This window comes from Archangium minus, assembly GCF_044360475.1.
Lineage (GTDB): Bacteria > Myxococcota > Myxococcia > Myxococcales > Myxococcaceae > Archangium > Archangium minus.
Genome location: NZ_CP043494.1, coordinates 5,592,477 through 5,614,077 on the forward strand (window position 1 = coordinate 5,592,477; position 21,601 = coordinate 5,614,077).

Genomic DNA, 21,601 nt, shown 5'->3' on the forward strand with positions numbered 1-21,601 from the left:
GCTTACTTGCAGCCCAGGAACTCGAGGCGGCCCATGGAGATCGTCTCGATGGCGGTGCGGGTATCGTTATCGTCGGTGATGTGCACGCGGTACTTGCTGTAGGCACCCGGCGTGGTGACCGCGTACTCGCGCCGCTCAGTGCCCAGCCAGCTGGTCTGGCCGGTGCGAGTATCAATCACGACCCAGGCGCTGCCGTTCCAGCCTTCAAACGTCCAGTCTTTGGGCGCGCGCGTGGTGATGGAGCCGTTGGAGTACGTGATGGCGTAGCCGGTGATGGTCCGGGGCGCATCGAGCCACTCGTAGCCGATCCACGCCGGGGTCTGCCCCACCTGGGAGATCCACATGGACGAGGTGTTGCTGTCGAACGCCTGCCAGGCCTCATAGGACGAGCTATAGACACCCGAGCGGGTCACGCTGCCGCCAGACGGGGTCGCGCTGGTCAGGGTGGGCACCTGGCTGGTGGGCACCACGCACTCGCCACAGTTGAAGAGCTCGAGGCGGCCCATGGAGATGGTCTCGATACCCGTGCGGGTATCGTTGTCATCGGTGAAGTGCAGACGGTACTTGCTATAGGCGCCAGGCGTGGTGACCGCGTACTCGCGCCGCTCGGTGCCCAGCCAGTTGGTCTGGCCGGTGCGCGTATCGAGCACGACCCAGGCGCTGCCGTTCCAGCCTTCAAACGTCCAGTCCTTGGGCGCGCGCGTGGTGATGGAGCCGTTGGAGTACGTGATGGCGTAGCGGGTGATGGTCCGGGGCGCGTCGAGCCACTCGTAGCCGATCCACGCCGGGGTCTGCCCCACCTGGGAGATCCACATGGACGAGGTGTTGCTGTCGAACGCCTGCCAGGCCTCATAGGACGAGCTATAGACGCCCGAGCGGGTCACGCTGCCGCCAGGCGCGGTCGCGCTGGTCAGGGTGGGCACCAGGCTGGCCCCGCAGTCGAGCTGCTGGCTGCTGGCATGGAATTCTGCCTCCGCCCCAGCGATATCGCTCTCACTTCCCTGGCATCCCAGCGCGGGAATCAGAACCAAGGCACTCATCAGGCGGATGCTTCTTCGAGACATCGGGAAATACATACAGAATCCCCTTCACATTGTTTGTGCGTGAAATAAACGACTGAGGCAGGTCTTCCGTGGAAGAGCCGTCGTTCGCGGGAAGCTGTATAAAGCAATGGCACAATTGTGTTTCGGTTGGAACATTCTGCGGGGACGACAAGCAGTGATGTATAGGCGCCAGGCAGAAAGCACAGGCAGGCGATACACATTGGGTGTGTACGGGGTGGGACTGTCTGTGTTTGGCCTCTGGCGATTGAATCGTACGCAGCGTCTGGGGGCACGGAGAGTGGAATGACTTTCACCCCTACAGCACGACCCGCCTGAGCCACCAGGGAGGGCACGGAAGCTCGGAGCAGTCACGAAGCACGCGCTCTGGAAACTGGGCACGTGCCCAACGTTGGTGGCAGGGGCGAGGGAACTGCGAGATGACCTGCTGAGGCGACATGTGCTGGCAGCGCTTCTTGAACGCCTCTACGCAGCCCTCCTCATGCGACTGGTAGAGCCCTGAGAGCAGGAGATACTTGCCTGCGTCGGCGGTCAGGTTCTCTCGTGCCAGCAGACGACCCCAGAGGAGATAGGTCCACGGGTTGTAGAAGGAGAGTGCTCCCGAGAGCCGCAGCTTCAGCGTGTCGAACCGCTTGGCCTCCCACAGCTCGGTCGCGGCAAGACGCCAGAAGTCGATGCGGTCAACGCACAGGCGTATCCCTTTTGCCTCATGGGGAAGCTGGGTGAGTGCGTGCAACAGAGGCTGCTGAAACGGGATGTGGAAATTGCGGCCAACGACCCAGACGGGGCCTCCTGGCAGCCACTCTGTCTTGAGGGGCATCCACCATGCGTGGAGGAGGGCTCGTGCCGCACGTTTCTGTCGGGACTCGAGCGCCTGGACGACCTGCTCTATCGAGGGTCTTGCCGTATTCATGCCGGGGCTCCCGGGTCGTGAGAGGGTGGCGCGCTCAAAGGGCAGTCCGTTCGTTAGGGGACTGAGTGTAGAAGCACGTGAGCAAAGCGCGCCAGGAAGCGGTTCCTCAGAACTCGGTTATGGTCTCAGGCCATGGGGATGTCCGCCGAAGTGCTCGCAATTGGCCCGTTTCGCCGCGCGCTGCTGCCTGTTCTCAGTCATTCCGCCGAGCGGTATGCGGCGACGCGCGAAGGGGTGTCGCTCGTCGAGAGCGTGATTCCCATGCTTCATCATGGGAACACCGTCGGTCGCGAGCTCGCCCACTGTCTGGGGGTCGAGCCGTGGGACTTCAACACCCATGTCTTCGACCCCTGGCGGGTGGACCTCGAGGCGCTGCGGGCCTTTCTGGGGCGCTACTTGCCAGGTTGTGCGGCGCACCGGAGCCTCCCGGCACGGGAGACTTGCGAGGCGTGCCGGCGGGCGAGCTCTCTACCCGTGGACAAGCTCATCCTGCTGCGCGAGGCGGGGTTCGAGTTCTTCTTCCTTCCCAACGGTTAGCGCATGCCCTCGGAACTCCCTCTTTCTCCTCCCGAGCGGGCCGAGGTCCTTCGGCTGTTCGACTCCCATGGCGCGCTCGAGGCCTTGGTGTACGTGCGACGAGTGACCGGTGCGGGGCTCGCCGATGCGCATGTGACGGTCCAGGAGATCCTCCGGACCCATGGACGTCTTCGCGAACCGGCGCGCCCCAGTCGCACCGCGGAGATCCTCGCCGTGGGTCCGTTCCGTCGTGAGCTCGTGCCGTTCCTGGAGTACCCGGCGAACCTCTACGAGGGGACTCGCGAGGGGACTCCGATGATCGTGCACTTCGTGGAGGCGAACCTCGACTCTGGAGAGGCTCACGCGCTCGCGGCCTGCTTCGGCGCGGACCCCTGGGACTTCAATACCCACACCCTGGACCCGTGGCGGGCCGACCTCGAGGCCCTGCGCGAGTTGCTCGAAGAGGCGGGCGACGAATACGTCACCCGGTTCGTCGCCCTTCGCGCGGCGGGCTACCGGTTCCACTTCCTGACGCGTGCTCCGGAGTGAGTCGCGCGTCACGACTTGCGCTGCCGCTCGACCTCGGCGCGCAGCTGCTCCTCCTGTGCGCGCAGCTCCGGCGTGAGCTCGCTGCCGAAGTCCTCCGCCTCGAACACCGGACGAATCTCGATCTCCGCCTCTTCACCGGGCATGGGCTCTGGGCAGCGACGCACCCACTCCACGGCCTCCTCCATCGACTTCACCTGCCAGATCCAGTAGCCGGCGATGAGCTCCTTCGTCTCGGCGAACGGACCGTCGATGACGCTCTTCTTTCCGCCCGAGAACCGCACGCGCTTACCCCTGCTGCTCGGGTGGAGGCCGTCGCCGGCCAGCAGGACGCCGGCCTTCACCAGCTCCTCGTTGTACTTGCCCATGTCGGCGAGCAGCTTCTCGTTGGGCATCACGCCGGCCTCGGAGTTCTTCGTTGCCTTGATGATCACCATGACGCGCATTGTCGTTTTCCTTTCGCGATGGGAGGACGCTCCGGCCGGGGATGACCGTTAGCGCCTCCTTTCAAAATGGCGACGAACGAGCCCGGCACGGATCGACACGCCCCCCAAAAAAATCGATCGCCGCCACCGGTCATCCTACAAAACCCTCGTAAGTTCCAGGACTTAGGGCAGGGAGCGCTTCCTGGAAGGCCGCGCTGCTCACGATGACGCGCGGGGACTCCCTTCGGAGGTGAGCGGAAGCTCCAGCGTGGCCACGGCTCCCTGGCCGAGGCCCTCGCTCTCCAGGGTGAGGCGACCCTTGAGCATCTGCGCCACCAGTGCGCTCGAGTGCAGCCCGAAGCCGTGGCCGTCCTTGCGCGTGGTGAAGCCGTAGACGAACAGGCTGTCCATCTGCTCCGGCGCGATGCCTACCCCATCATCCGCTACCTGGATGCGCGCCACGTTCCCCACCGCCGTCAGCCTCACCCAGAGGTTGCGCCGGCCCTCGGGCACTTCGTCCAGCGCGTGCTTGGCGTTGCTCAGCAGGTTGATGAGGATTTGCAGCACCTTGTGCTTGTCCACCTTCACCGGGGGCACCTCCGACAGCTCCCGGTGGACGGTGACGCCGTGACGTCGCAGCGACGCCATCTGGATGCGCAGCGCGTCGTCGACGAGCTGGGACAGCTCGCACTCCTCCGTCATCAGCGCGTTGCGCGCATACGTCTGCTGCACCTGGACGATGGCGCGGATGTGCTCGATGTGCCGATTCATCACCGCCATGTCCTCCAGCAGGTGCGTCTGCTCGCGCATCAGCTCGTCGCCGAGCGCCACCAGGTATTCTGGCAGCTGGCCGCCCCGCGGATCCTTCGTCAGGAAGTCCGCCAAGGTCTCCCGATGCTCCAGCAGCAGGGCTCCGGTCTGCCTCACCCGGCCCACGCGCAGGGCGCCCACGGCCTTGCTCATCATCTCCATGTTGACGACGGCGCTGGTGAGCACATTGCCCACGTTGTGCAGCACGTTGGAGGCCACCTCCGCCATGCCCACCTCGCGCGCGGTGTCCACCAGGCGCGCCTGGGCCTGTTTGAGCTCGCGCGTGCGCTCCTCCACCCGCCGCTCCAGCTCGTCGTTGGCCCGGCGCAGCTCCGTCCGGGCGCGCTGCACGTCCGCGTACAGCCGCGCGTTCTCGATGGAGATGGCCGCCTGGGAGGCGAGGTGTCCCAGCAGCGCCAGGCGCGCCGGGCTGAAGGCGTTGGTGGCCAGGTCGTTCTCCAGGTACAGGGCCCCGGAGAATTGCTCCTGCCTCATCAGGGGCAGGCACAACACCGAGCGGGCTCCGCCGCGCGCCAGCCAGGCATCGGCGGAGAACGCATGGGGCTGGGAGGCATCGCCGATGAGCACGTGTTCCCGCGTGCGCCGGACATAGGCGAGGAGTGTCCACGGCAGCTCGTGGTGGCCTGCCTCGTCCGAGGCCACCAGGGCGCCCTCCGGCGAGAGCTGGAAGAGGGCCGCCACCGAGAACGCGTCCCCGTCGGGCAGCAGCAGGGCGCCTCGCTGCGCGCCCGCGTTCTCCATCGCCGCCCGCATCAGTGCCGTCACCAGGCGCTCCAGCTCGATCTCACCCGAGACGGCCTGCTGCGCCTTGACCACCGTGAGCGCGTCGATGTGGGTGGAGTCCGTGCTGCTGGTGGTCAGCGTGTTCTGGGGAGACTGGGTGGACGCGAGCTCTGGCCACAGGGACTCCAGGTGCTGGACCTTGGCCCGCGCTCCCCACCGCTGGTAGGCCGCCCGGGCTTCGCGCGCGAAGGCATGAGCGACGATGGGCGCCTCGCGCGTGCGCCAGAACTTCGCCGCGAGCTCACTGGCCAGTCCCAGGTACTGGGTGGCTCCGTTCTCCCGGGCCGAGCGGATGGCCTGCTCGTAGGCCCGTGTCGCGTCCTCCGAGCGCCCCAGGAGCCGGGCCCGCTCCGCGAAGACGAGCCGCTCGAGCGCGCGAAAGTTCTCGGGGCACAGCGCCGCCCATTCGGCGAGCTGTTGGTGGTGATGCTCGATGGCGACGAGCCACTCCCGCTGCTGCTCGGGCGTGGCCTCCTCGAAGCACGCGGCCAGGGTCAGGGCGCGGTAGAAGTGGCCTTCGCGGGCATTGAGGGTGCCGAAGCAGGACCACAACAACTCGGCCGTCTTGTCCGCCGCTTCTCGGGCTTCCGCATAGGCGCCGCACATGAAGCGCGACTGCATCTTGTGGATCCAGTAATGGCAGCGCGTGCCGCCGAGCCGATCGGGCGTCATCCGCGCCTCGCAGGCCCGTTCGTCGAAGCCCTCCCCGCTCAGGGTGGAGAACGACAGGGAGTGGCCACGCAGCTGTTGCACGTAGCGCTGACTCACGAGGAGCGCCTCCTGGGGATCCACGAAGCCCGCCTTGCGCAGGAACTCGTCGCGCACGAGCGACTCCTGGTGGACTTCGTCCAGGGAGTGCCCCATGGCCAGGCGGTTGGTGACGAGATAGACGCTGCAATAGGTGGCGGGCGCGATGTCGCCCACTTGAAGCGCATACCGCAGGCCGTTGAGGAGCAGTTCCTGCGCGCGGGGGATGGGCTGGACCCAGTAGCTGCTGAACTGCATGCCGAGCAGCACATCCCCTCGGTAGGTGGACAGATGGTAGCGCTCGACGAATGCGAGGGCGAGCTGTGCGAAGGCAAAGCCTTCCCGGTAGCGCTTGAAGAACGAGCCGGTGATGACGCCGAACCAGGTGAACCCGGGCACGGCGGCGTCCACGACGCCGTGGCGCAGGGTGAGGGAGACAATCCGGCTTAGGATGATGATGAGCAGGTTTGGGTCGGAGGAGTAGGCGCCGGGGAAGAGCTTGAAGAGGGCGACGACGGCCATCTTCATGTCCGGGTCGGTCATGAGGGGCAACTCGAGGAGGCTCTCGATGGGACGCTGCCCCAACAGGGCCCAGGCCTCCTCATGGGCGGCCACGGCGTCCTCCCAGGTGGGTTGCCGCGGGACGGGCATGCCCAGCAGCTCCAGGCACTCCCGGAGGCAGCTCATGCCCTCCAGGAACGCACCCGTGGCGAAGTGGATGTCCTGGGTCAGCAGGTAGAGGGCCACGGTGTCCGCGCGGGTGCGTGTCCGGGGGCGCAGCTCCTCGAGTTGGCGCTGGGCCTCGGAGGGCGAGCCGCTCATGAGTTCCGTGTGCGCCTGGGCCAGCCGCACCTGGAAGGCCAGGGCGTGGTCCGTCTCCCAGGGGTCCGCGGGAATGAGCGCGAAGGCCGTCGCGAAGTAGGTGAGGGCGGGGCGCAGCGCGAGCGCGGCCTGGGCCTTTTTCCCCGCCTCGGCGTTGAGCCGCGCGAGGTGGTGGCGCTCGGTGGGCGCTTCCATGAGCGCCACCCCGGCGTTGAGCTGGCTCACCACCTCGAAGAGGGACTCGCGCACCTGTTCCGGGGACAGGCTCTGGAGCAGCAGGCGACCGATGCGCAGGTGTACCTCCTGGCGCTGCGCCTCGGAGCTGAGCGAATGGGCCGCCTGCTGGATGCGGTCATGCAGGAAGCGGTACGTCTCCGCTCCGACGCGCCCCAGCAGGCCTTCACGCAGCGCGGGCTCGAGACCCTGCTCCACCTTCTCCACCTCGGAGAGTCCCGAGAGGGTGCCCAACATCTGGAGCGAGAAGATGGCGCCCGCGCACGCCGCCAGCCGCAGCAGGTGCTGGGTGTCCGGGGGCAGCTGGCGCAGCTTGCCCACCATGAAGTCGATGATGTTCTCCGAGTAGTCCCGGGCGCGCACCCCTTCGGCATCCCACCGCCAGCCTCCTTTGGGCAGGCGCACGAGCAGACCCTCCTGATGGAGCGTCACCAGCAGTTGCAGCAGGAAGAAGGGGTTGCCTCCCGTCTTCTCGTGCACCAGCACCGCCAGGGGGGCGACCTCCTCCGGGCCCGCTCCCGGGAGCGTCTCGCCCACCAACTGCTCCACGTGCTCCACGCGCAGCGGCTCCAGCCGGATGTCCGTGAGGCGCGTTCCCGCCTCGCTCGCCTTCTCCCATACCGCCATCAGTGGGTGCGTGGGGCCCACCTCGTTGTCTCGGTAGGCGCCGAGCCACAACACCGGGGGACTCTCCGGATGGGACACCATCTGCTCGAGCAGCCGCAGACTGGAGGGGTCCGCCCACTGCAAGTCATCCAGGAACACCACCGCCGGCTGCTCCTTTGTGGAGAACACCGACACGAACTGGCGCACCACCCGGAAGAAGCGCAGCTGCCCCTCGCTGGCGGGCAGCGCCTGGGGCCTGGGTTGCCGGCCCACGAGTACTTCCAGTTGGGGCACCAGGTCCACGAGCACCTGGCCCTGGCCGTCCCAAGCTCGATTCACCTGCTCACGCCACCGGGCGACTTCCTCCTCGCTCCTGGCGAGCAGTTGCTGCACCAGCCCGCGCAGGAGCTGGGCCAGGGTGGCGTAGGGAATGTCCCGCTGGAACTGGTCGAACTTGCCGCTCAGGAAGAACCCGCGCCGGCGCACCACCGGCTTGTACAACTCGTGCACCACCGCGGATTTGCCGATGCCCGCGTAGCCGCTGAGCAGCAGCAGCTCCGGCCGGCCCGTGCGCGTCACGCGCTCGAAGCCCTCGAGCAGGGAGGCCACCTGCGCCTCACGCCCATAGAGCCGTTGCGGCAGTTGGAAGCGCTGGGGCGTGTCCTGGGTCCCCAGGGGGAAGACCTCCCGCACGCCCTGGCCGAGCGCCTCTCGGCAGCGCTCCAGGTCGGCCTTCAAGCCCTCGGCGCTCTGGTAGCGCTCCTCGGCCACCTTGGCCAGCAGCTTCATCACGAGCGCGGACAAGGCCGGCGGCACCTGGGGATTCAGCTCGTGGGGTGGCTTTGGGCGCTGCGCCATGTGGGCGTGGAACCACTCGAGCGCGTCCTTGGCCTGAAAGGGCCTGCGCCCCGTGAGCAGCTCGTAGAAGGTGACGCCCAGCGAGTAGAAGTCCGTGCGGTAGTCCACCACGCGGTTCATCCGCCCGGTCTGCTCGGGCGACATGTACGCCAGCGTGCCCTCGATGAGATGCGCGGGCGCCGCCTCCAGGTGCTCCACCCGCTGGAGCGTGGCCACGCCAAAGTCGATGAGCCGCGCCTCGCCGGACGGCTCCAGGAGGATGTTGGAGGGCTTGATGTCCTTGTGGATGATGTCGCGGCAGTGGACCTCGGCCAGGGTGGACACCAGCGAGAGGGCCAGGCGCAAGAACTGGGAGACCTCCATCGGCTGGCCCGCGATCTCGGACAGGGGCTCGCCCTGCACCCGCTCCAGCAGAAGCACGGGCCGCTCGTGAACGCGCTCATGGGCGTAGGGCCTGGCCACCCCCCGCACGTCCCGCAGCCGCTGCAGGATGGCGAACTCCCGCCGGTAGCGCTCGTTCTCGCTGGCTCCGGGGGCGGTGGCCATCGGCGTCTTGATGATGACGGGGACACCATCGGCCTCGCGCACCGCGTGGAACAGCACGTTCGAGCCCGTTGCCCGGAGGGTGCCTAGGACTCTGTAACCTGGGATGTCCAACATGAAGAAGTGCCCTCGTGGGCGAGTTTCGCTTCTCGGCGAAGCAGGGCGCCACACTCCCGAACGTATGCCGTTGCAGGAGGGGCGCGGCGAGTGGAAGTGCTCCCACTCGTGGGTGCTTCTCGGGCGCATGCTCGTCGTGGTACCGGGCACGGCGTGTACCCCAAGGGGCTTCGCGGCTTCTCCACCCGGCTGCCCCTCGCGGTCTCGGCGGAAAAAGAAAACCCCGGCTCGCCTGATGGCGACTACGCCCCCCTGGAGATGTTCTTCGAGATGGATGCGACCACCGGAGCCCACCTCCCGGCCCTTTGTCGCGGCGTTCCGTCCGCCTTTTCTGTGCGAACATGCGCGAGTTCGTGCTTTTTGTTGCGAAGTGGTCTGCGTTCTTGCTACTTTGTCGAGCCATGACATCGAGACCTACCGGTGCATCACCGCCGACGTGTGCTTCCTGAGCGTTTGGAGTGTCAATGCCATAGGATGTTCCCGGTGCATCGCTTGCACGAATCAATCTCTGCATTCGCGTACGCAATTCCATACTGAGCGAAACCGCAGGGCCCTGGCGTGGGCAATCCCAGGTGCTCCGCAATCACTCGCACTCCTTCCGCTCCCGCACCTCGGCCCGAGCGGCGCGTCGTTCCAATCCCAATAAGACTCATATCGCCCTTCGAAGCCCATGGTTTCGAAGACAAGCGTAGGAGGGCAGGCGTGTCTATTTCATAGAAATAGACCAGGCCTGCAGAGAAAGCAGACGCATTAGATGTATCCACTCACAACCCGAGAATAACAATCCACATGAAGAATTTGATGATGGCCTTCGCGGCGATGTTCTCTATTGCGGCGGGAACTGCTTGCGGTCCCGCTCCCGAGAAAACCGAGGCGCCGGAGGACAACAACACGGGCGGGGTTCACGCTCAGGTATGCGGTGACAGGGGTTACTTCACCTGCCCCACGGACGGCAAGACGTTCGGATACAAGGCCGCGGGCTGCGGGACGCCGGCGAGCCTTTACTATGACAACGTCTATACCAAGTGCGAGCAGTACTGCTCGGTCTCCTGCGAGGACTCGGGCTGGATTTCGGAATAGAGAATAACAAACGCCTCCTCGGGGTGCCGGATGGCAGTCACCCTGAGGAGGCGTTGGTAACCCTTCAACGCGCATGGTGACAGCAGTCACCATCTGGTGAGCGCAGTCATCCCCTCGAAACGGGCGGGCCGACCGGCGGGGCCCTGCAAGTGCCCGAAAACCAAGGGGCCTGCCCGGGGCCGTGGGTCCCGAAGGGTTGGCACACTCCATGCTCGGATGTGGGCAACCCGCTGACCCGCCCCTCGCACCGACATTCAAGGATGCCCCCATGAAGCTGCGCTCGTTCCGTCCGCCCTCGCTGCCCAACCTGAGGACAAATGATCTCCGCGCCCCGAACGCACCCCGGAGCGCGCCGACCTCGCCCGTGCAGCCCCGCGGCCTGCCCCCCCGCCCCCAGGTGCCCACGCCGGAGCAGCTCCAGGCCGGGAAGAACAACCTGAGGCCGGCCGACTACGGCGTTGTGCATCCGGACCTGCAGGGCATCCGCACCCGCCGGGACAGCGGGCAAGCGGGACACCAGTTCGCCGACTTCACGGGCGACGTGCGCCACTCCACGAGCGCGCTGATGAGCCAGCCCAACGGCAACCGGCTGCTGACGGAGCTCAACGGCCGCACCCAGGCCGTCAACCCCGGCCAGGTCGGCACCCTGCGCAATCCGCTGACGGTGGCGGACATCTCCTCGGGCCGCGACCGAGTGGAGATGTCGAACTCCAACTCCCCGCGGCACGACGGCACCTACGGCAGTATCCAGCAGGCGTACCGCTACGACGGCGTCCCCAACGCCGGGCTGCCCAGCAACATCAAGTACGACGAGCGGTTCGACGCGCAGCGGCCGGGTGCCCGCTTCAACAGCCTGGGTCACGAGTCGGTCCACGCCTGGCGCAATGCCAATGGTCTCGCCGTCAGCCCCCTGCAGGTCAGCCCGCGCAGGAACGACCCCTTCCTCCAGAACAATGATCCCATCGTCGGAAAGGTCATCGGCCGCCACTCGCACATGCAGGAGGAGTTCGAGACCGTCGGCATGAAGCCCACTCCGCACACTCCCAACCGTGACGGGTGGGCGCCCAACGAGAACATGATCCGCCAGGAGCACGGGCTGCCTCTGCGGAATGACTACTCGGGACAGACCCCCGCCACCGTCAACGAGCTGGCGGACAACATCAACGCGGGGTTGCTCAAGCAGCGCAGCTGGACCACCAAGCTGTTCGATCTCAATCCCCAGCCGCCGATCCAGCCCATCCTCGATCACCTGGAGAAGTGAGCGCGTGCCGCTCCGCTCTCAGGTCGTCCCTCGTCTGGGCCCTGGGGGCGACGATCAACGGAGCGAGATCTGCTCGAAGCGCCGGAGGAGCCGGATCGACGGCAGGTCGAGCGCGGAGATGAGGCGGCTTCCTCGGATGATGATCTCCGAGGGACCCGAGACGGAGTAGCGCGCCTCCCAGGAGAAGCCGGGGCCGACGAAGCACCAGCTGTCTCCATCGGGCAGCAGCCCCACCCACCACGCGGGCATCACGTAGTGCTTGTAGCCCCAGAGCCGCTCGCGACTCAGGCCCTCCTCGAAGCGCACGTGGTGATGGAACAGCAGGGGAGGGTGATGGTCCTCGGGGTCCACGACGGCGAGGTGCGCTTCCGGGGGGACGAGCTTCCGGAATGTGTCGAGCACCCGCTGCTGGAGCTCGATGATCTCATCGGCCAGCGCCTCGTCGTAGGGGCCGAAGTCGGCTGGGATGCGGTAGCGCACCACGTCGCCGACGTTCTCCCGCTGCAGTGCCTCCAGCACCGTCAGGGCCGGCGCGATCACCGGGTCATCGAAGTCGAGTGGATTCCAGGCTCTGGCTTTCATGTGTCGTCACCGGGAGAGGCGGCGGACCCAATCGAAGTAGGTGGCCCGGGGATCCTCCAGCGGATCCCGGAACAGCGCTCGGAGCTCCGCCCGGTCCACCTGGTCCCCGTCGAAGCCCCGGTACAGCGCGTCCCCGAGCAGGTAACCCAGCGCGTGGCTGACGCCGTGGAAGAGCCGGTCCTTGCGCAGGGGCAGCAGCTTCACCGCCTCGTCCGGCACCTCCACCTCCGCTGCCTTGTGCGCCAGGACGAACGCGGCGATCTGCCGTTCCACGCCCCGGGCCTGGGCGAAGCGCAGCGCCCACTCGCCCGATCCCACGCAGACGCGCCGCGGGTTCACCAGCTTCGAGCCGAAGAACCCCAGCGCCTCTTCCAGGCATCGCGCGTAGAAGGCATCCGAGGCCCGCCGTGGCGCCTCCATCGCGTCTCCCACCGCGCAGTGCCGCACGAAGTGCGCCGCCTCCTCGGCCGCGTGGTTCAGCGACAGCGAGGCCAGGTACGCCGTCCGGGCCCGGGGGATGTAGCAGCTCTCCCGGGAGAGGATGTGCCGCCGCAGTTGCAGCAGCTCTCCCTGGGTGAAGCGGCCCCGCTGTTGGATGCGAACCAGCGCGTCCTCGTCCGCCGCCGTCACCACCTCCACCTCGTCCAGCCACCGGCCCACCGGCACGCCCGCCAGCCGGCCAATGAGGCTCGCCATCTCCCGGAAGCGCTCGGCCGCGCTCCGCTCCCGCAGCGGCGAGTCCCCGGACTCTGCCTCCAGGTAGTCCAGGAAGCTCTGCTGGCACACCACCGGCGAGGCGTTCAGCAGGCACAGCGCGCCGTCCGGCAGTTCCACCGCCTGCGACATGCCCACCTTGCCCTCGCGAGCGAGCCGCCAGTAAACGCCCTCGGCGTTCTGGTACACCACAAGCCCGCGCAGTCTGTGTCCCTCGCCGAGCGCACGCTCCACCTGCGCCGGGAGGTGGCAGGGCGCCACGTGGTACTGGCCCACCAGCACCATCACCCGCGGTTTGTCCTCTGCTCGCACCGCTCGGGCGATCCGCTCCGCCGCGTACGCGTCCCTCAGCTCCAGCGAGCGCTCGCCCTGGGCGCGCCGATCAATCCCCACCACCTGCAGCCGATGACGCTTCGCGTAGGCCAGCAGTGTGCGCAGCCCGGACCAGGTGCCCTGGCTCGTGCCATGTCCCAGCCGGGCGAGCAGTGAGCGCTCCGAGAGGCGCCCCGCGAGGTAGGCCTCCACGAAGGACTGGTGTCGACCCTCCACACACTCGAGCGCCAGCACGAGCCGACGGCCCGCCTCCCGCACGCCCTCCACCAGCTCCAGGTACGTCTCCTGCGCCAGCGGCAGGGTGTGGTAGTCGCCCACGTACACCACGTCCGCCGCCTGCACCTGCTGAGACACCGCCGAGGCGGGGAGGATCCGCCGGTATTCGGAGGTGCGCCGGCGGTAGCGGGCCTCATAGGCTCGGAAGGCGGCCGACTGTCCCTCGATGGCCCGGGCGATCTGGGCCTTCTGGCGACGGAACAGGGCGAGGTGGAGAGCGAGCGACGCGCGCATGGACGCTCACCACTCGCATGCGCTCGCCACCCCGGCAAAAATTCGGCGGCCCCTTCACCCCCGTTCCTTGACGTACCGAACCCCTGGGGGGACCATCGGAATTACCTGTGAAGTCCGTCCTTTCGAGCCCACGATCCGTCCTCTTCGCGCTCGTGCTCTTCGCGGCGCTGCCTGTCCATGCCCAGGAGCAGTCGTCCCTGCTCCACACCGCACCCGCGCAGGCGGAGCCCGGCGTGGCGCTCGTGGTCGATGGCGTGCTCACCGGGACGCAGCGCATGACGCGCATCGTCTTGCGCTACCGCGGGCCCGGCGAGCCGTACTCCGAAGCCACCATGGAGTTGCAGTACGGCGACCTCTACCGGGGCATCATTCCGGCGGTGAGCCTGGTCCCACCGGGTGTCGAGTACTACGTGGAGGGTTTCACCCAGGGTGGGGAGCGCATCCCCCTCTTCAAGAGCGCCACGCGTCCGGCCCGCGTCATCATCGTGGGGCAGGTGCCTTCGACTCGGACTCCGCTCAGGTCCGAGCCCGCTCGGAGGAGCGAGCCCTCCCCGAAGGCCGAGCGCAGGCCCGAGCCCGCCCGGAAGTCCGAAGTCTCCGAATCCGATGAGGCGATGGCGGCCCTGACAGCCGACGTGCCTCCCGAGAGCGAGCCTGTTGCAGCGCCTCAGGTCCCCGCACGGTCCGCCCGGTCCGCTGAGCCCGCGCAGCCCGAGCCGGAGCGCTCGCAGTTGGAGGAGGATCTTGCCCTCTACAGCGCCGAGGACACGCTGGCGCTCGCCACCCGGCATGAGGAGAAGGTGAAGAAGGTGCCCGCCATCGCCGCCTCCTTCGGGCGCGAGCAGATCCGCACGCTCGGTGCTCGCACGGTGGCGGACGTGCTGGACGTGGTGCCTGGTCTCACCATCAGCAGAGATGTGCAGGGCTTCTACCGCGTTGGCATCCGCGGCCTGCGCAATGACGCCGAGGTGCTCTTCCTGCTCAACGGCCAGCGCCTCAACAGCTTCTTCGACGGCAAGGCCCTGATGAACCTGCCGGTGGAGAACCTCGAGCGCATCGAGGTCATCCGTGGGCCTGGCTCGGCGCTGTACGGTGCCGGCGCCTTCTTGGGGGTGGTGAACATCGTCACCCAGCGTGCCGAGGGTCTGCTCGCCGCCGTCTCCGGTGGCGGTTTTCCCGAGCTCAGCAACCAGCTCGCTCCGACCCTGGACGGCCATGTCTCCGGCGCTCACACCTTCGGCCGCTTCAAGCTCTTCGGCGACGCGGACGTCTGGTACCAGAAGGGGGACTCGGAGCCCATTGAGAAGGATGCGCTCGACGCGGAGACGCTCGCCCAGAAGATGCGCGATGCGTTGGATCCCGTCGGCTACACCCAGGACAAGCGCTTCCTGCTCAACCTGGGTCTGGGGTTCGACTTCGAGCTGTCGTCCAAGAGCCAGCTCAGCGTCTCCGCGCGGATGATCTCCGAGGAGCGCTCCGCCTTGGTGGGTCTCTTCGACACCGTGGGGTCGGACTCGAGCCTGGGTTGGCGGGTGTTCCTCGGCAACATCACCTACGCGCACGAGTTGAACGACCGGGTGAGCCTGCGCGCGCGCCTCTACGGCGACCAGCAGAACACGGACCGGCTCTTCCAGATCGGCCCGGACAACTTCCGCACCGGCCCGGATGACGATCAGCTCTTCCCCGAGGGACTGCTCGAGCAGACGCGCGTCTCCGTGCTCTCGCTCGGCGCCAGCGTGGACTCGGACATCTCCCTGTTCGAGGGCAACCGCCTCTCGCTCGGCGCCGTGGCCGAGCTGCAGACGCTGGGCGACTACGGCTACACGACCAACTACACCCTGGACAGCCGGCACCGGCCCTCGCTGACCACGCCCGAGGGGGTGGTGGACATCCTGGAGCTCGCGGACGGCGCGGCCTCGCGGCGCCTGTCGTTCGGTGCCTTCGCGCAGGACCAGTGGACGGTGGTGGAGCCGCTCACGCTCACCTTCGGCGTGCGCGTAGACGCCACCCAGCTCCCCTCCGTGAATGATGCCAAGGTCATCATCGGCTCCCGGATGGTGCCGAGCATCAACCCGCGGGTGGGGCTCGTCTTCTCGGCCACGGACTCGCTCGTCCTCAAGCTGCTCTACGGCCGCGCCTTCCGTCCGCCCACGCTCCAGGAGCTGGTGGAGACCATCCCCAACACCGACTACAACCAGGGGCGCTTCGAGGGGAACGCGGACTTGCAGCCCGCGGTGGTGAACACGCTCGAGGCCGGCGCGGACCTCATCCAGTCCTCCGGTGAGGCGCGTGTGCGTCTGCGCGCCAACGCCTTCCTCGAGAGCTTCTCCAACCCCATCACGGCCGTGGACACCTCGGGCAACATCGTCCCGGTGCGCAACCGCGAGCTGGGTGTGCTCGTCTACGGCGTGGAGGGCGAGGCCCGCCTGGAGGCCTCCAAGCGCGCCAGTGCCTGGGTCAACGCCAGCCTCTTCCGCGCCGAGGACCAGGAGCTGCCGGCCAACCACAAGTACCTCACGGATGTCCCCCAGGCGCGCTTCAACGCCGGCGTGTCCATGCCGATTGGGGACTTCATCAACTTCGATCTCGTGATGCGCGCGGGGGCCGAGCGGCGCAACAACACGCGCTCCGTGCTGGAGCTCATCCGCCGCTACACGATTCCCGCCTACAGCCTCATCACCGCGCAGGTGCGCACCGAGCCCATTGGCGACCACTTCGAGCTGGCTGTCGTGGTGCAGAACGTCTTCAACTCCGACATGCGCGACGACGCCCCTCGGCCAGACCGCATGCCCGGCCTGGTTCCGCGCGAGGGCGTCTCCGCCTTCCTCACCTTGAGGGCCCGTCACTGATGTCTCGCTCGCTTACCGCCACTATCCTCGCTCTGGCGCTCGTGCCGGGGCTCGGCTGTCTCCAGTACAACGACCAGTGCCGGCCGTTGGTGGACGATCCGGAGGCCGTCATCGGCTACCTGGCCGACGACGTCTTCCTCGACAAGCCCTTCGCCCGTCACGACAACCATGCGCTCGGCCAGCTCGCCGCGGATGCCTTCCGCCATGCTTCAGACGGCACTCCGGCGCCCGCGGAGCTCGGCATCATCAATGGAGGCTCGCTGCGCGCCGAGGGCCTGTGCGTCACCCGCACCGTCATCCCCAAGGGCCCGCTCGAGAATGGCCTGCTGCACGAGATTCTCCTCTTCGAGAACTCCGTGGTGACGGTGGACCTCACCGAGCAGCAGCTGGTGGATATGTTCGAGCTCTCGGTGGCGGAGCTGTCCCCGGTGGGCCAGCCCATCGTCTCGCCCTCCGGCGCCTTCCTGCACGTGTCCGAGGGCACCACGGTGCACGTGGACTGCGAGCGCCCCCGGGGGCAGCGTGTGGTGGAGCTGAAGGTGAACGAGCGCACGGTGCCGCTTCCTGCGCGTGCGGACCCGAGCATCCGCTACCGCGTGGCGATGCCCGTCTTCCTTCTGCAGGGAGGGGATGGCTACGGCGCCATCTTCAAGGACGCGGCCACGGACCTGTCTCGCAACCCCGTCACGGCGACGTCGGCCGAGGGCAAGGCCACAGACGCCAACCTCACCGAGGCCTATATGCGGGCGAAACACCCGACCGAGAATCAGGCCCTGAAGGAGGCTGGCCGCGTCATCTTCAACCACTGTGCCCGGCCCGGTCGGCCCGTGGTGCAGTAGGGCCGACAGCGGGGGGCACGTTCATCAGGACTGCGACCCGTCCGACCCTTCCGGCCCGCTGGGCTGGGTGGGCGTGGGGCCGAAGACGTCGTTGGGTGACGGCATCTTGCGCAGCTCGGCGCGGGCCACCTTCCACGCCTGCTGAACGATCCACGAGAGCGAGCGATCCTGCCGCGTCGCCTCACGCTGGATTTCATCCAGCATGTCCTCGGGGAAGTAGAGGGATTGCTTTCGATGATCAGTGGCGGCCATGAAGCTCAGGACCTCCCTTCTTCACGGGGGTCCTGTCGCTCGTCACCCGTCACGTCGTTCACCGCAGGGAACGACTTGATTCGGTCACGAGCGATCTTCCAGGCCTGCTGCACGACCCACGAGAGGGAGCGATCCTGGCGGTTGGCCTCCTCCTGGATCTCCTTCAGCATCTCCTCGGGGAAGTAGAGGGACTGCTTACGCTTGTCGGTGCCTGCCATCCTGGATCTCCGCAGCGGATACGAGGTGACGACCTGAACACACCGGGGCGGTTATCCGACAGACGCCCTGACGGGTCAACGGTTTCGGCGTGCTCCCGTACCGTATGCAGCCGTGCATGCGCCGTCCGCGAAAAAAACCCGCAAAAGGGAACGCCCCGGGTCCTTGCCAAAAAGGACCCGGGGCGTTCCGGAAAGAAGGACCGCCAGGACATATCCCGGCGGCCCCGTGGGCCCAGAGGGGGAGGGGGGGGACCCCTAGGCCCAACTCCGTCGAAAATCCACGTTCAAAACATCCTGTGTCGCGCGACCATTTCCCCCATTTTTCCCCGACCAACCCGACCCTCGCGACCTTCATGACGATCATAAGAATCGTCGTCGGCCCCTTCAACCGGCCGCATCCGGTGTAACCGGACTCACCCGATTCTGATTCCTTTCCCTGTTCAATGCCCCCCACAGAAGACGCGAGCGTCCTGTTTTCGACGACCCTGGAGGCGGCGTACCGCCACTTCGGACTGGTGGGCGGCTCCGTCCTGCTGGCCGTCTCTGGAGGAGCGGATTCGACCGCGCTGCTCGTGGGGACTGCGCGAGTGCGTGAGGCGCTCTCACTGAGAGTGGAGGTGGCCACCCTCGACCATGGCTTGAGGCCCGAGGCTCGGCATGAGGTGGAGGCAGTCGCTCGGCTAGCGGCTCGCTGGGGGTTGCCCTGTCACGTGCGAGCCTTGCACCTGGCCCCGGGCTCCGGAATCGAGGCCCGGGCACGCGAGGCCCGCTACGCGGAGCTGGAGGCGTTGCGGCGCGAGCGCGGCCTTCAGGTGGTGGCCACGGCGCATACGGCCTCGGACCAGGCGGAGACGCTCCTCATGCGGCTGGTGCGTGGGACTGCACTGCGAGGCGCAGCGGGCATCCATCGGGCCCGGCCCTTCCTCGTTCGTCCACTCATCGAGCGGACACGCGAGGAGGTAGAGGCCTTCCTGGCCGAGCAGGGCATCCCCTTCGTGACGGACCCCATGAACGTGGACCCGACCTTTCTGAGGACGCGCATTCGGCATGAAGTGCTGCCGGTGCTCGCACGGGCCGCGGGCTTCCCCGTGGTGCCACGCCTGGCCACCTTCGCCCGTCTGGCTGCCGAGGATGAGGCCCTGCTGGGCGAGCTGGCGAACGGAGCCTGGAGCCGGCTTGTGCTCGCGGACGGGAGTTTGGATGCAGTGGGAGTGCGAGCCCTGGAGCCGCCCCTGCGACGCCGGGTGTTGGCGCGCCTGCTGTCCGAGGCCGGCGCGGAGGTGGATGATGCCTCCTTGGCTCGGGCGCTGAGTGCCGTGGAGACGGGCCGGACCGTGACGCTCCGGGGTGGAGGGGCGCGCGGGGGGCTCCTCCTCCGAACCACGGGAGGACGCGTGCGCTGTGTGCGCCCTGAACGAGCTGGAGAACCATCTCCGGCGCTGGTTCTGGCGGGGGAGGGGGCCTCGGGGGTTCAGCCGAGGACGGGCTGGGCCTTCACCGTGGCGCCAGAGCCTCCGCCGCCGGGCACCCTGGGGCTGTCGCTCCCCGAGGGGACCTCCTGGCCCCTCACCGTGCGGACACGGAGGCCTGGGGACCGAGTGAGAGGGCCCGCGGGCTCGCGCAAGCTGCAGGATGTGCTGGTGGACCGGCGCATCCCCGCCGAGCTCCGGGACGCGCTGCCGGTGGTGACGGACGCCGAGGGAAACCTCCTCTGGATTCCAGGGGTGTGGAATTCGCCGGCCGTGTCCGCTGTACGGCTCTTCCTGTGGGCCACTCCACCGGGCGCGAGCACGCCCGGCACCTCTTCGTTATAGAGTCGACCACTGCGGGGGCTCTGAGGGGATGGAACCCCCAAAATAGTTGAGGCGTTTTTGCTGTTGCTGATACCGTCCGATAAACGGGCAACACGCCCGGTGTCGTGACAAACGGTCGAAACTGCTGGGCATTTTTCGGCCGTGCCCTCATACCGCCGAGCACCGAAAGGGCAGCTGACACGTGCGTTCGACTTACAAGACCATCGGCCTTTGGGTCATCCTGATCGTCCTCTTCGTCGCCTTCTACAATTTCTTCTCCACAGGCAGCGACCAGGTGCAGGAGCCGACCTTCACCCAATTCCTGGCCAAGGTGGAGGACAAGAAGGTTCGGGCCGTCTCGGTCAAGGGGAACACCTACTCGGGTGTCTTCACCGACACCGATGAGAAGTTCCGGACCACCGGCCCCGAGGCGGATGCGACCGTCCTCGAGCAACTGCGCAAGAACAATGTGGACGTGAAGTACGAGCGGGAGGAGCAGAACAGCCTCTGGCTGACCATCCTCGGTCAGTGGATGCCGGTCGTCTTCCTGTTCCTGTTCTTCATCTTCTTCATGCGCCAGCTCCAGGGTGGCAGCGGCAAGGCGATGACCTTCGGCAAGTCGAAGGCGCGGCTGCTCAATGAGAGCCACAACAAGGTCACGTTCGCGGACGTGGCCGGCGCCGACGAGTGCAAGGAGGAGCTGGAGGAGATCGTCGCGTTCCTCAAGGATCCCAAGAAGTTCACCAAGCTCGGCGGCCGCATCCCCAAGGGCGTGCTGATGATGGGCCCTCCGGGTACCGGTAAGACGCTGCTGGCGCGCGCGGTGGCCGGTGAGGCCGGGGTTCCCTTCTTCTCCATCTCCGGCTCGGACTTCGTGGAGATGTTCGTGGGCGTGGGCGCCAGCCGCGTGCGCGACCTGTTCGAGCAGGGCAAGAAGAACGCCCCCTGCATCATCTTCATCGACGAGATCGACGCCGTGGGCCGTCACCGTGGCGCGGGCCTCGGCGGTGGTCACGACGAGCGCGAGCAGACGCTCAACCAGCTCCTGGTGGAGATGGACGGCTTCGAGTCCAACGAGGGCGTCATCCTCATCGCCGCCACCAACCGTCCGGACGTGTTGGACCCCGCGCTCCAGCGCCCGGGCCGCTTCGACCGGCGCATCGTGGTGCCGCGTCCTGACCTGAAGGGCCGCCTGGGCGTGCTCAAGGTGCACACCCGCCGCGTGCCGCTGGCTCCGGAAGTGGACCTCGAGGTCATCGCCCGCGGTACCCCGGGCATGACGGGCGCGGACCTGGAGAACCTGGTCAACGAGTCGGCGCTGATGGCCGCCCGCCAGAACAAGGAGCGCGTGGACCTCAGCGACTTCGAGCAGGCCAAGGACAAGGTCTTCATGGGCCCCGAGCGCAAGTCCATGATCATGACCGAGAAGGAGAAGCGGAACACCGCCGTCCACGAGGCCGGCCACGCTCTCATCGCCAAGCTGCTGCCGGGCTGCGATCCCCTCCACAAGGTCACCATCATCCCGCGCGGTCAGGCCCTGGGTCTCACCTGGAGCCTGCCCACCGAGGACAAGGTCAACGGTTACAAGAAGCAGATCCTCGATCAGATCACCATGGCCATGGGTGGCCGCATCGCCGAGGAGCTGATCTTCAACGAGATGAGCTCGGGTGCGTCCAACGACATCGAGCGCGCCACCGAGACGGCGCGCGCCATGGTGTGCCGCTGGGGCATGAGCGACAAGCTGGGGCCCCTGGCCTTCGGCAAGAGCGACGGTGAGGTGTTCCTGGGCCGCGACTTCAACTCGGCCAAGGACTACTCCGAGGACACCGCGCGGCAGATCGACGCCGAGGTGCGTGGCATCGTGATGAGCTGCTACGAGAACGGTAAGCGGCTGCTGACCGAGCACCTCGAGGGCCTCAAGCGCGTGGCCGATGCGCTGGTGGAGTACGAGACGCTGGACGCCGAGGACGTGAACATCCTCCTGCAGGGTGGTCAGCTCACCCGCGAGCGCCCGCCTCCTCGCGTCATGGCTCCGCCCACGAAGTCCACCGAGAAGAAGGACAAGCGGAAGATCCTCGACGCGCTCGAGGGGCTCCCCAACATGGAGCCGAACAAGGCGTAGCTTGAGCCGCGCTTCCGTGTAGAACCCGGGCCCTCTCCACTCACGT

16 protein-coding genes are annotated in these 21,601 nt (G+C 67.2%); 8 read left to right on the plus strand and 8 right to left on the minus strand.

The window, feature by feature from the left end; all coding sequences use genetic code 11:
- Positions 1-2 precede the first annotated feature (2 nt).
- Both F0U60_RS22840 and F0U60_RS22845 read right to left on the minus strand, forming a co-directional pair.
- A complete protein-coding gene (locus F0U60_RS22840; protein WP_395823267.1) occupies positions 3-1,040 on the minus strand; it encodes a hypothetical protein in 1,038 nt (345 codons plus the stop codon).
- A gap of 319 nt (positions 1,041-1,359) precedes the next feature.
- Entirely contained in the window at positions 1,360-1,974 is a 615-nt protein-coding gene (locus tag F0U60_RS22845) for a hypothetical protein (RefSeq protein WP_395823269.1), read from the minus strand.
- A gap of 138 nt (positions 1,975-2,112) precedes the next feature.
- Between F0U60_RS22845 and F0U60_RS22850 the strand changes: the two genes are divergently transcribed.
- A complete protein-coding gene (locus F0U60_RS22850) occupies positions 2,113-2,511 on the plus strand; it encodes a hypothetical protein (protein WP_395823271.1) in 399 nt (132 codons plus the stop codon).
- Positions 2,512-2,514: 3 nt separating this feature from the next.
- A complete protein-coding gene (locus tag F0U60_RS22855; protein ID WP_395823273.1) occupies positions 2,515-3,039 on the plus strand; it encodes a hypothetical protein in 525 nt (174 codons plus the stop codon).
- An 8-nt stretch (positions 3,040-3,047) separates the two neighbouring features.
- On the opposite strand, the gene F0U60_RS22860 is transcribed toward F0U60_RS22855, so the two are convergent.
- Entirely contained in the window at positions 3,048-3,482 is a 435-nt protein-coding gene (locus F0U60_RS22860; RefSeq protein ID WP_395823275.1) for a YciI family protein, read from the minus strand.
- Between the two features lie 198 nt (positions 3,483-3,680).
- The gene (locus F0U60_RS22865) at positions 3,681-9,002 is read right to left on the minus strand and encodes an AAA family ATPase (protein ID WP_395823277.1); all 5,322 of its coding nucleotides are present in this window, start codon (positions 9,000-9,002) and stop codon (positions 3,681-3,683) included.
- A 789-nt stretch (positions 9,003-9,791) separates the two neighbouring features.
- On the opposite strand from F0U60_RS22865, the gene F0U60_RS22870 reads away from it, so the two are divergent.
- Together F0U60_RS22870 and F0U60_RS22875 are read left to right on the plus strand one after the other, a co-directional pair.
- On the plus strand, positions 9,792-10,082 hold the full coding sequence (locus tag F0U60_RS22870; protein ID WP_395823279.1) for a hypothetical protein: 291 nt from the start codon (positions 9,792-9,794) through the stop codon (positions 10,080-10,082).
- A 268-nt stretch (positions 10,083-10,350) separates the two neighbouring features.
- The gene (locus tag F0U60_RS22875) at positions 10,351-11,343 is read left to right on the plus strand and encodes a M91 family zinc metallopeptidase (protein WP_395823281.1); all 993 of its coding nucleotides are present in this window, start codon (positions 10,351-10,353) and stop codon (positions 11,341-11,343) included.
- Between the two features lie 54 nt (positions 11,344-11,397).
- Here the strand turns inward: F0U60_RS22875 and F0U60_RS22880 are convergent, their stop codons facing one another.
- Entirely contained in the window at positions 11,398-11,925 is a 528-nt protein-coding gene (locus F0U60_RS22880; RefSeq protein WP_395823283.1) for a hypothetical protein, read from the minus strand.
- Positions 11,926-11,931: 6 nt separating this feature from the next.
- Positions 11,932-13,482 carry a ChaN family lipoprotein gene (locus F0U60_RS22885; RefSeq protein WP_395823285.1) on the minus strand — a complete coding sequence of 517 codons (1,551 nt, stop codon included), beginning with the start codon at positions 13,480-13,482 and terminating at the stop codon, positions 11,932-11,934.
- 107 nt (positions 13,483-13,589) lie between these two features.
- Here F0U60_RS22885 and F0U60_RS22890 point away from each other — a divergent pair, with 107 nt between their 5' ends.
- On the plus strand, positions 13,590-16,331 hold the full coding sequence (locus F0U60_RS22890; RefSeq protein ID WP_395823287.1) for a TonB-dependent receptor domain-containing protein: 2,742 nt from the start codon (positions 13,590-13,592) through the stop codon (positions 16,329-16,331).
- Positions 16,331-17,170: a 5'-nucleotidase C-terminal domain-containing protein gene (locus tag F0U60_RS22895; protein WP_395823289.1), complete on the plus strand. Its 840-nt coding sequence runs from the start codon at positions 16,331-16,333 to the stop codon at positions 17,168-17,170. Before F0U60_RS22890 ends, F0U60_RS22895 begins: the two co-directional genes overlap by 1 nt.
- A 24-nt stretch (positions 17,171-17,194) precedes the next feature.
- Here F0U60_RS22895 and F0U60_RS22900 read toward each other — a convergent pair whose 3' ends face one another.
- Both F0U60_RS22900 and F0U60_RS22905 read right to left on the minus strand, forming a co-directional pair.
- Positions 17,195-17,422 carry a TIGR04563 family protein gene (locus tag F0U60_RS22900; RefSeq protein WP_395823291.1) on the minus strand — a complete coding sequence of 76 codons (228 nt, stop codon included), beginning with the start codon at positions 17,420-17,422 and terminating at the stop codon, positions 17,195-17,197.
- Positions 17,423-17,427: 5 nt separating this feature from the next.
- Positions 17,428-17,640, minus strand: coding sequence for a TIGR04563 family protein (locus F0U60_RS22905; RefSeq protein ID WP_002628981.1), 213 nt, complete (start codon positions 17,638-17,640; stop codon positions 17,428-17,430).
- Between the two features lie 443 nt (positions 17,641-18,083).
- On the opposite strand from F0U60_RS22905, the gene tilS reads away from it, so the two are divergent.
- Together tilS and ftsH are read left to right on the plus strand one after the other, a co-directional pair.
- Positions 18,084-19,454, plus strand: coding sequence for a tRNA lysidine(34) synthetase TilS (gene tilS / locus F0U60_RS22910; RefSeq protein WP_395823293.1), 1,371 nt, complete (start codon positions 18,084-18,086; stop codon positions 19,452-19,454).
- 181 nt (positions 19,455-19,635) lie between these two features.
- Complete coding sequence (gene ftsH, locus F0U60_RS22915) at positions 19,636-21,555, plus strand: ATP-dependent zinc metalloprotease FtsH (protein WP_395823295.1); 1,920 nt, start codon at positions 19,636-19,638, stop codon at positions 21,553-21,555.
- Positions 21,556-21,601: the final 46 nt, after the last annotated feature.

Excerpts from the sequence above, each read along its gene's own strand:
- F0U60_RS22895 (WP_395823289.1), top strand. The coding sequence starts at position 16,331 with ATGTCTCGCTCGCTTACCGCCACTATCCTCGCTCTGGCGCTCGTGCCG.
- F0U60_RS22840 (WP_395823267.1), bottom strand. The coding sequence starts at position 1,040 with ATGAGTGCCTTGGTTCTGATTCCCGCGCTGGGATGCCAGGGAAGTGAG.
- F0U60_RS22875 (WP_395823281.1), top strand. The coding sequence starts at position 10,351 with ATGAAGCTGCGCTCGTTCCGTCCGCCCTCGCTGCCCAACCTGAGGACA.
- F0U60_RS22905 (WP_002628981.1), bottom strand. The coding sequence starts at position 17,640 with ATGGCAGGCACCGACAAGCGTAAGCAGTCCCTCTACTTCCCCGAGGAG.
- F0U60_RS22850 (WP_395823271.1), top strand. The coding sequence starts at position 2,113 with ATGTCCGCCGAAGTGCTCGCAATTGGCCCGTTTCGCCGCGCGCTGCTG.
- F0U60_RS22865 (WP_395823277.1), bottom strand. The coding sequence starts at position 9,002 with ATGTTGGACATCCCAGGTTACAGAGTCCTAGGCACCCTCCGGGCAACG.
- F0U60_RS22880 (WP_395823283.1), bottom strand. The coding sequence starts at position 11,925 with ATGAAAGCCAGAGCCTGGAATCCACTCGACTTCGATGACCCGGTGATC.
- F0U60_RS22870 (WP_395823279.1), top strand. The coding sequence starts at position 9,792 with ATGAAGAATTTGATGATGGCCTTCGCGGCGATGTTCTCTATTGCGGCG.
- F0U60_RS22900 (WP_395823291.1), bottom strand. The coding sequence starts at position 17,422 with ATGGCCGCCACTGATCATCGAAAGCAATCCCTCTACTTCCCCGAGGAC.
- F0U60_RS22845 (WP_395823269.1), bottom strand. The coding sequence starts at position 1,974 with ATGAATACGGCAAGACCCTCGATAGAGCAGGTCGTCCAGGCGCTCGAG.
- F0U60_RS22860 (WP_395823275.1), bottom strand. The coding sequence starts at position 3,482 with ATGCGCGTCATGGTGATCATCAAGGCAACGAAGAACTCCGAGGCCGGC.
- tilS (WP_395823293.1), top strand. The coding sequence starts at position 18,084 with ATGCCCCCCACAGAAGACGCGAGCGTCCTGTTTTCGACGACCCTGGAG.
- F0U60_RS22855 (WP_395823273.1), top strand. The coding sequence starts at position 2,515 with ATGCCCTCGGAACTCCCTCTTTCTCCTCCCGAGCGGGCCGAGGTCCTT.
- F0U60_RS22885 (WP_395823285.1), bottom strand. The coding sequence starts at position 13,482 with ATGCGCGCGTCGCTCGCTCTCCACCTCGCCCTGTTCCGTCGCCAGAAG.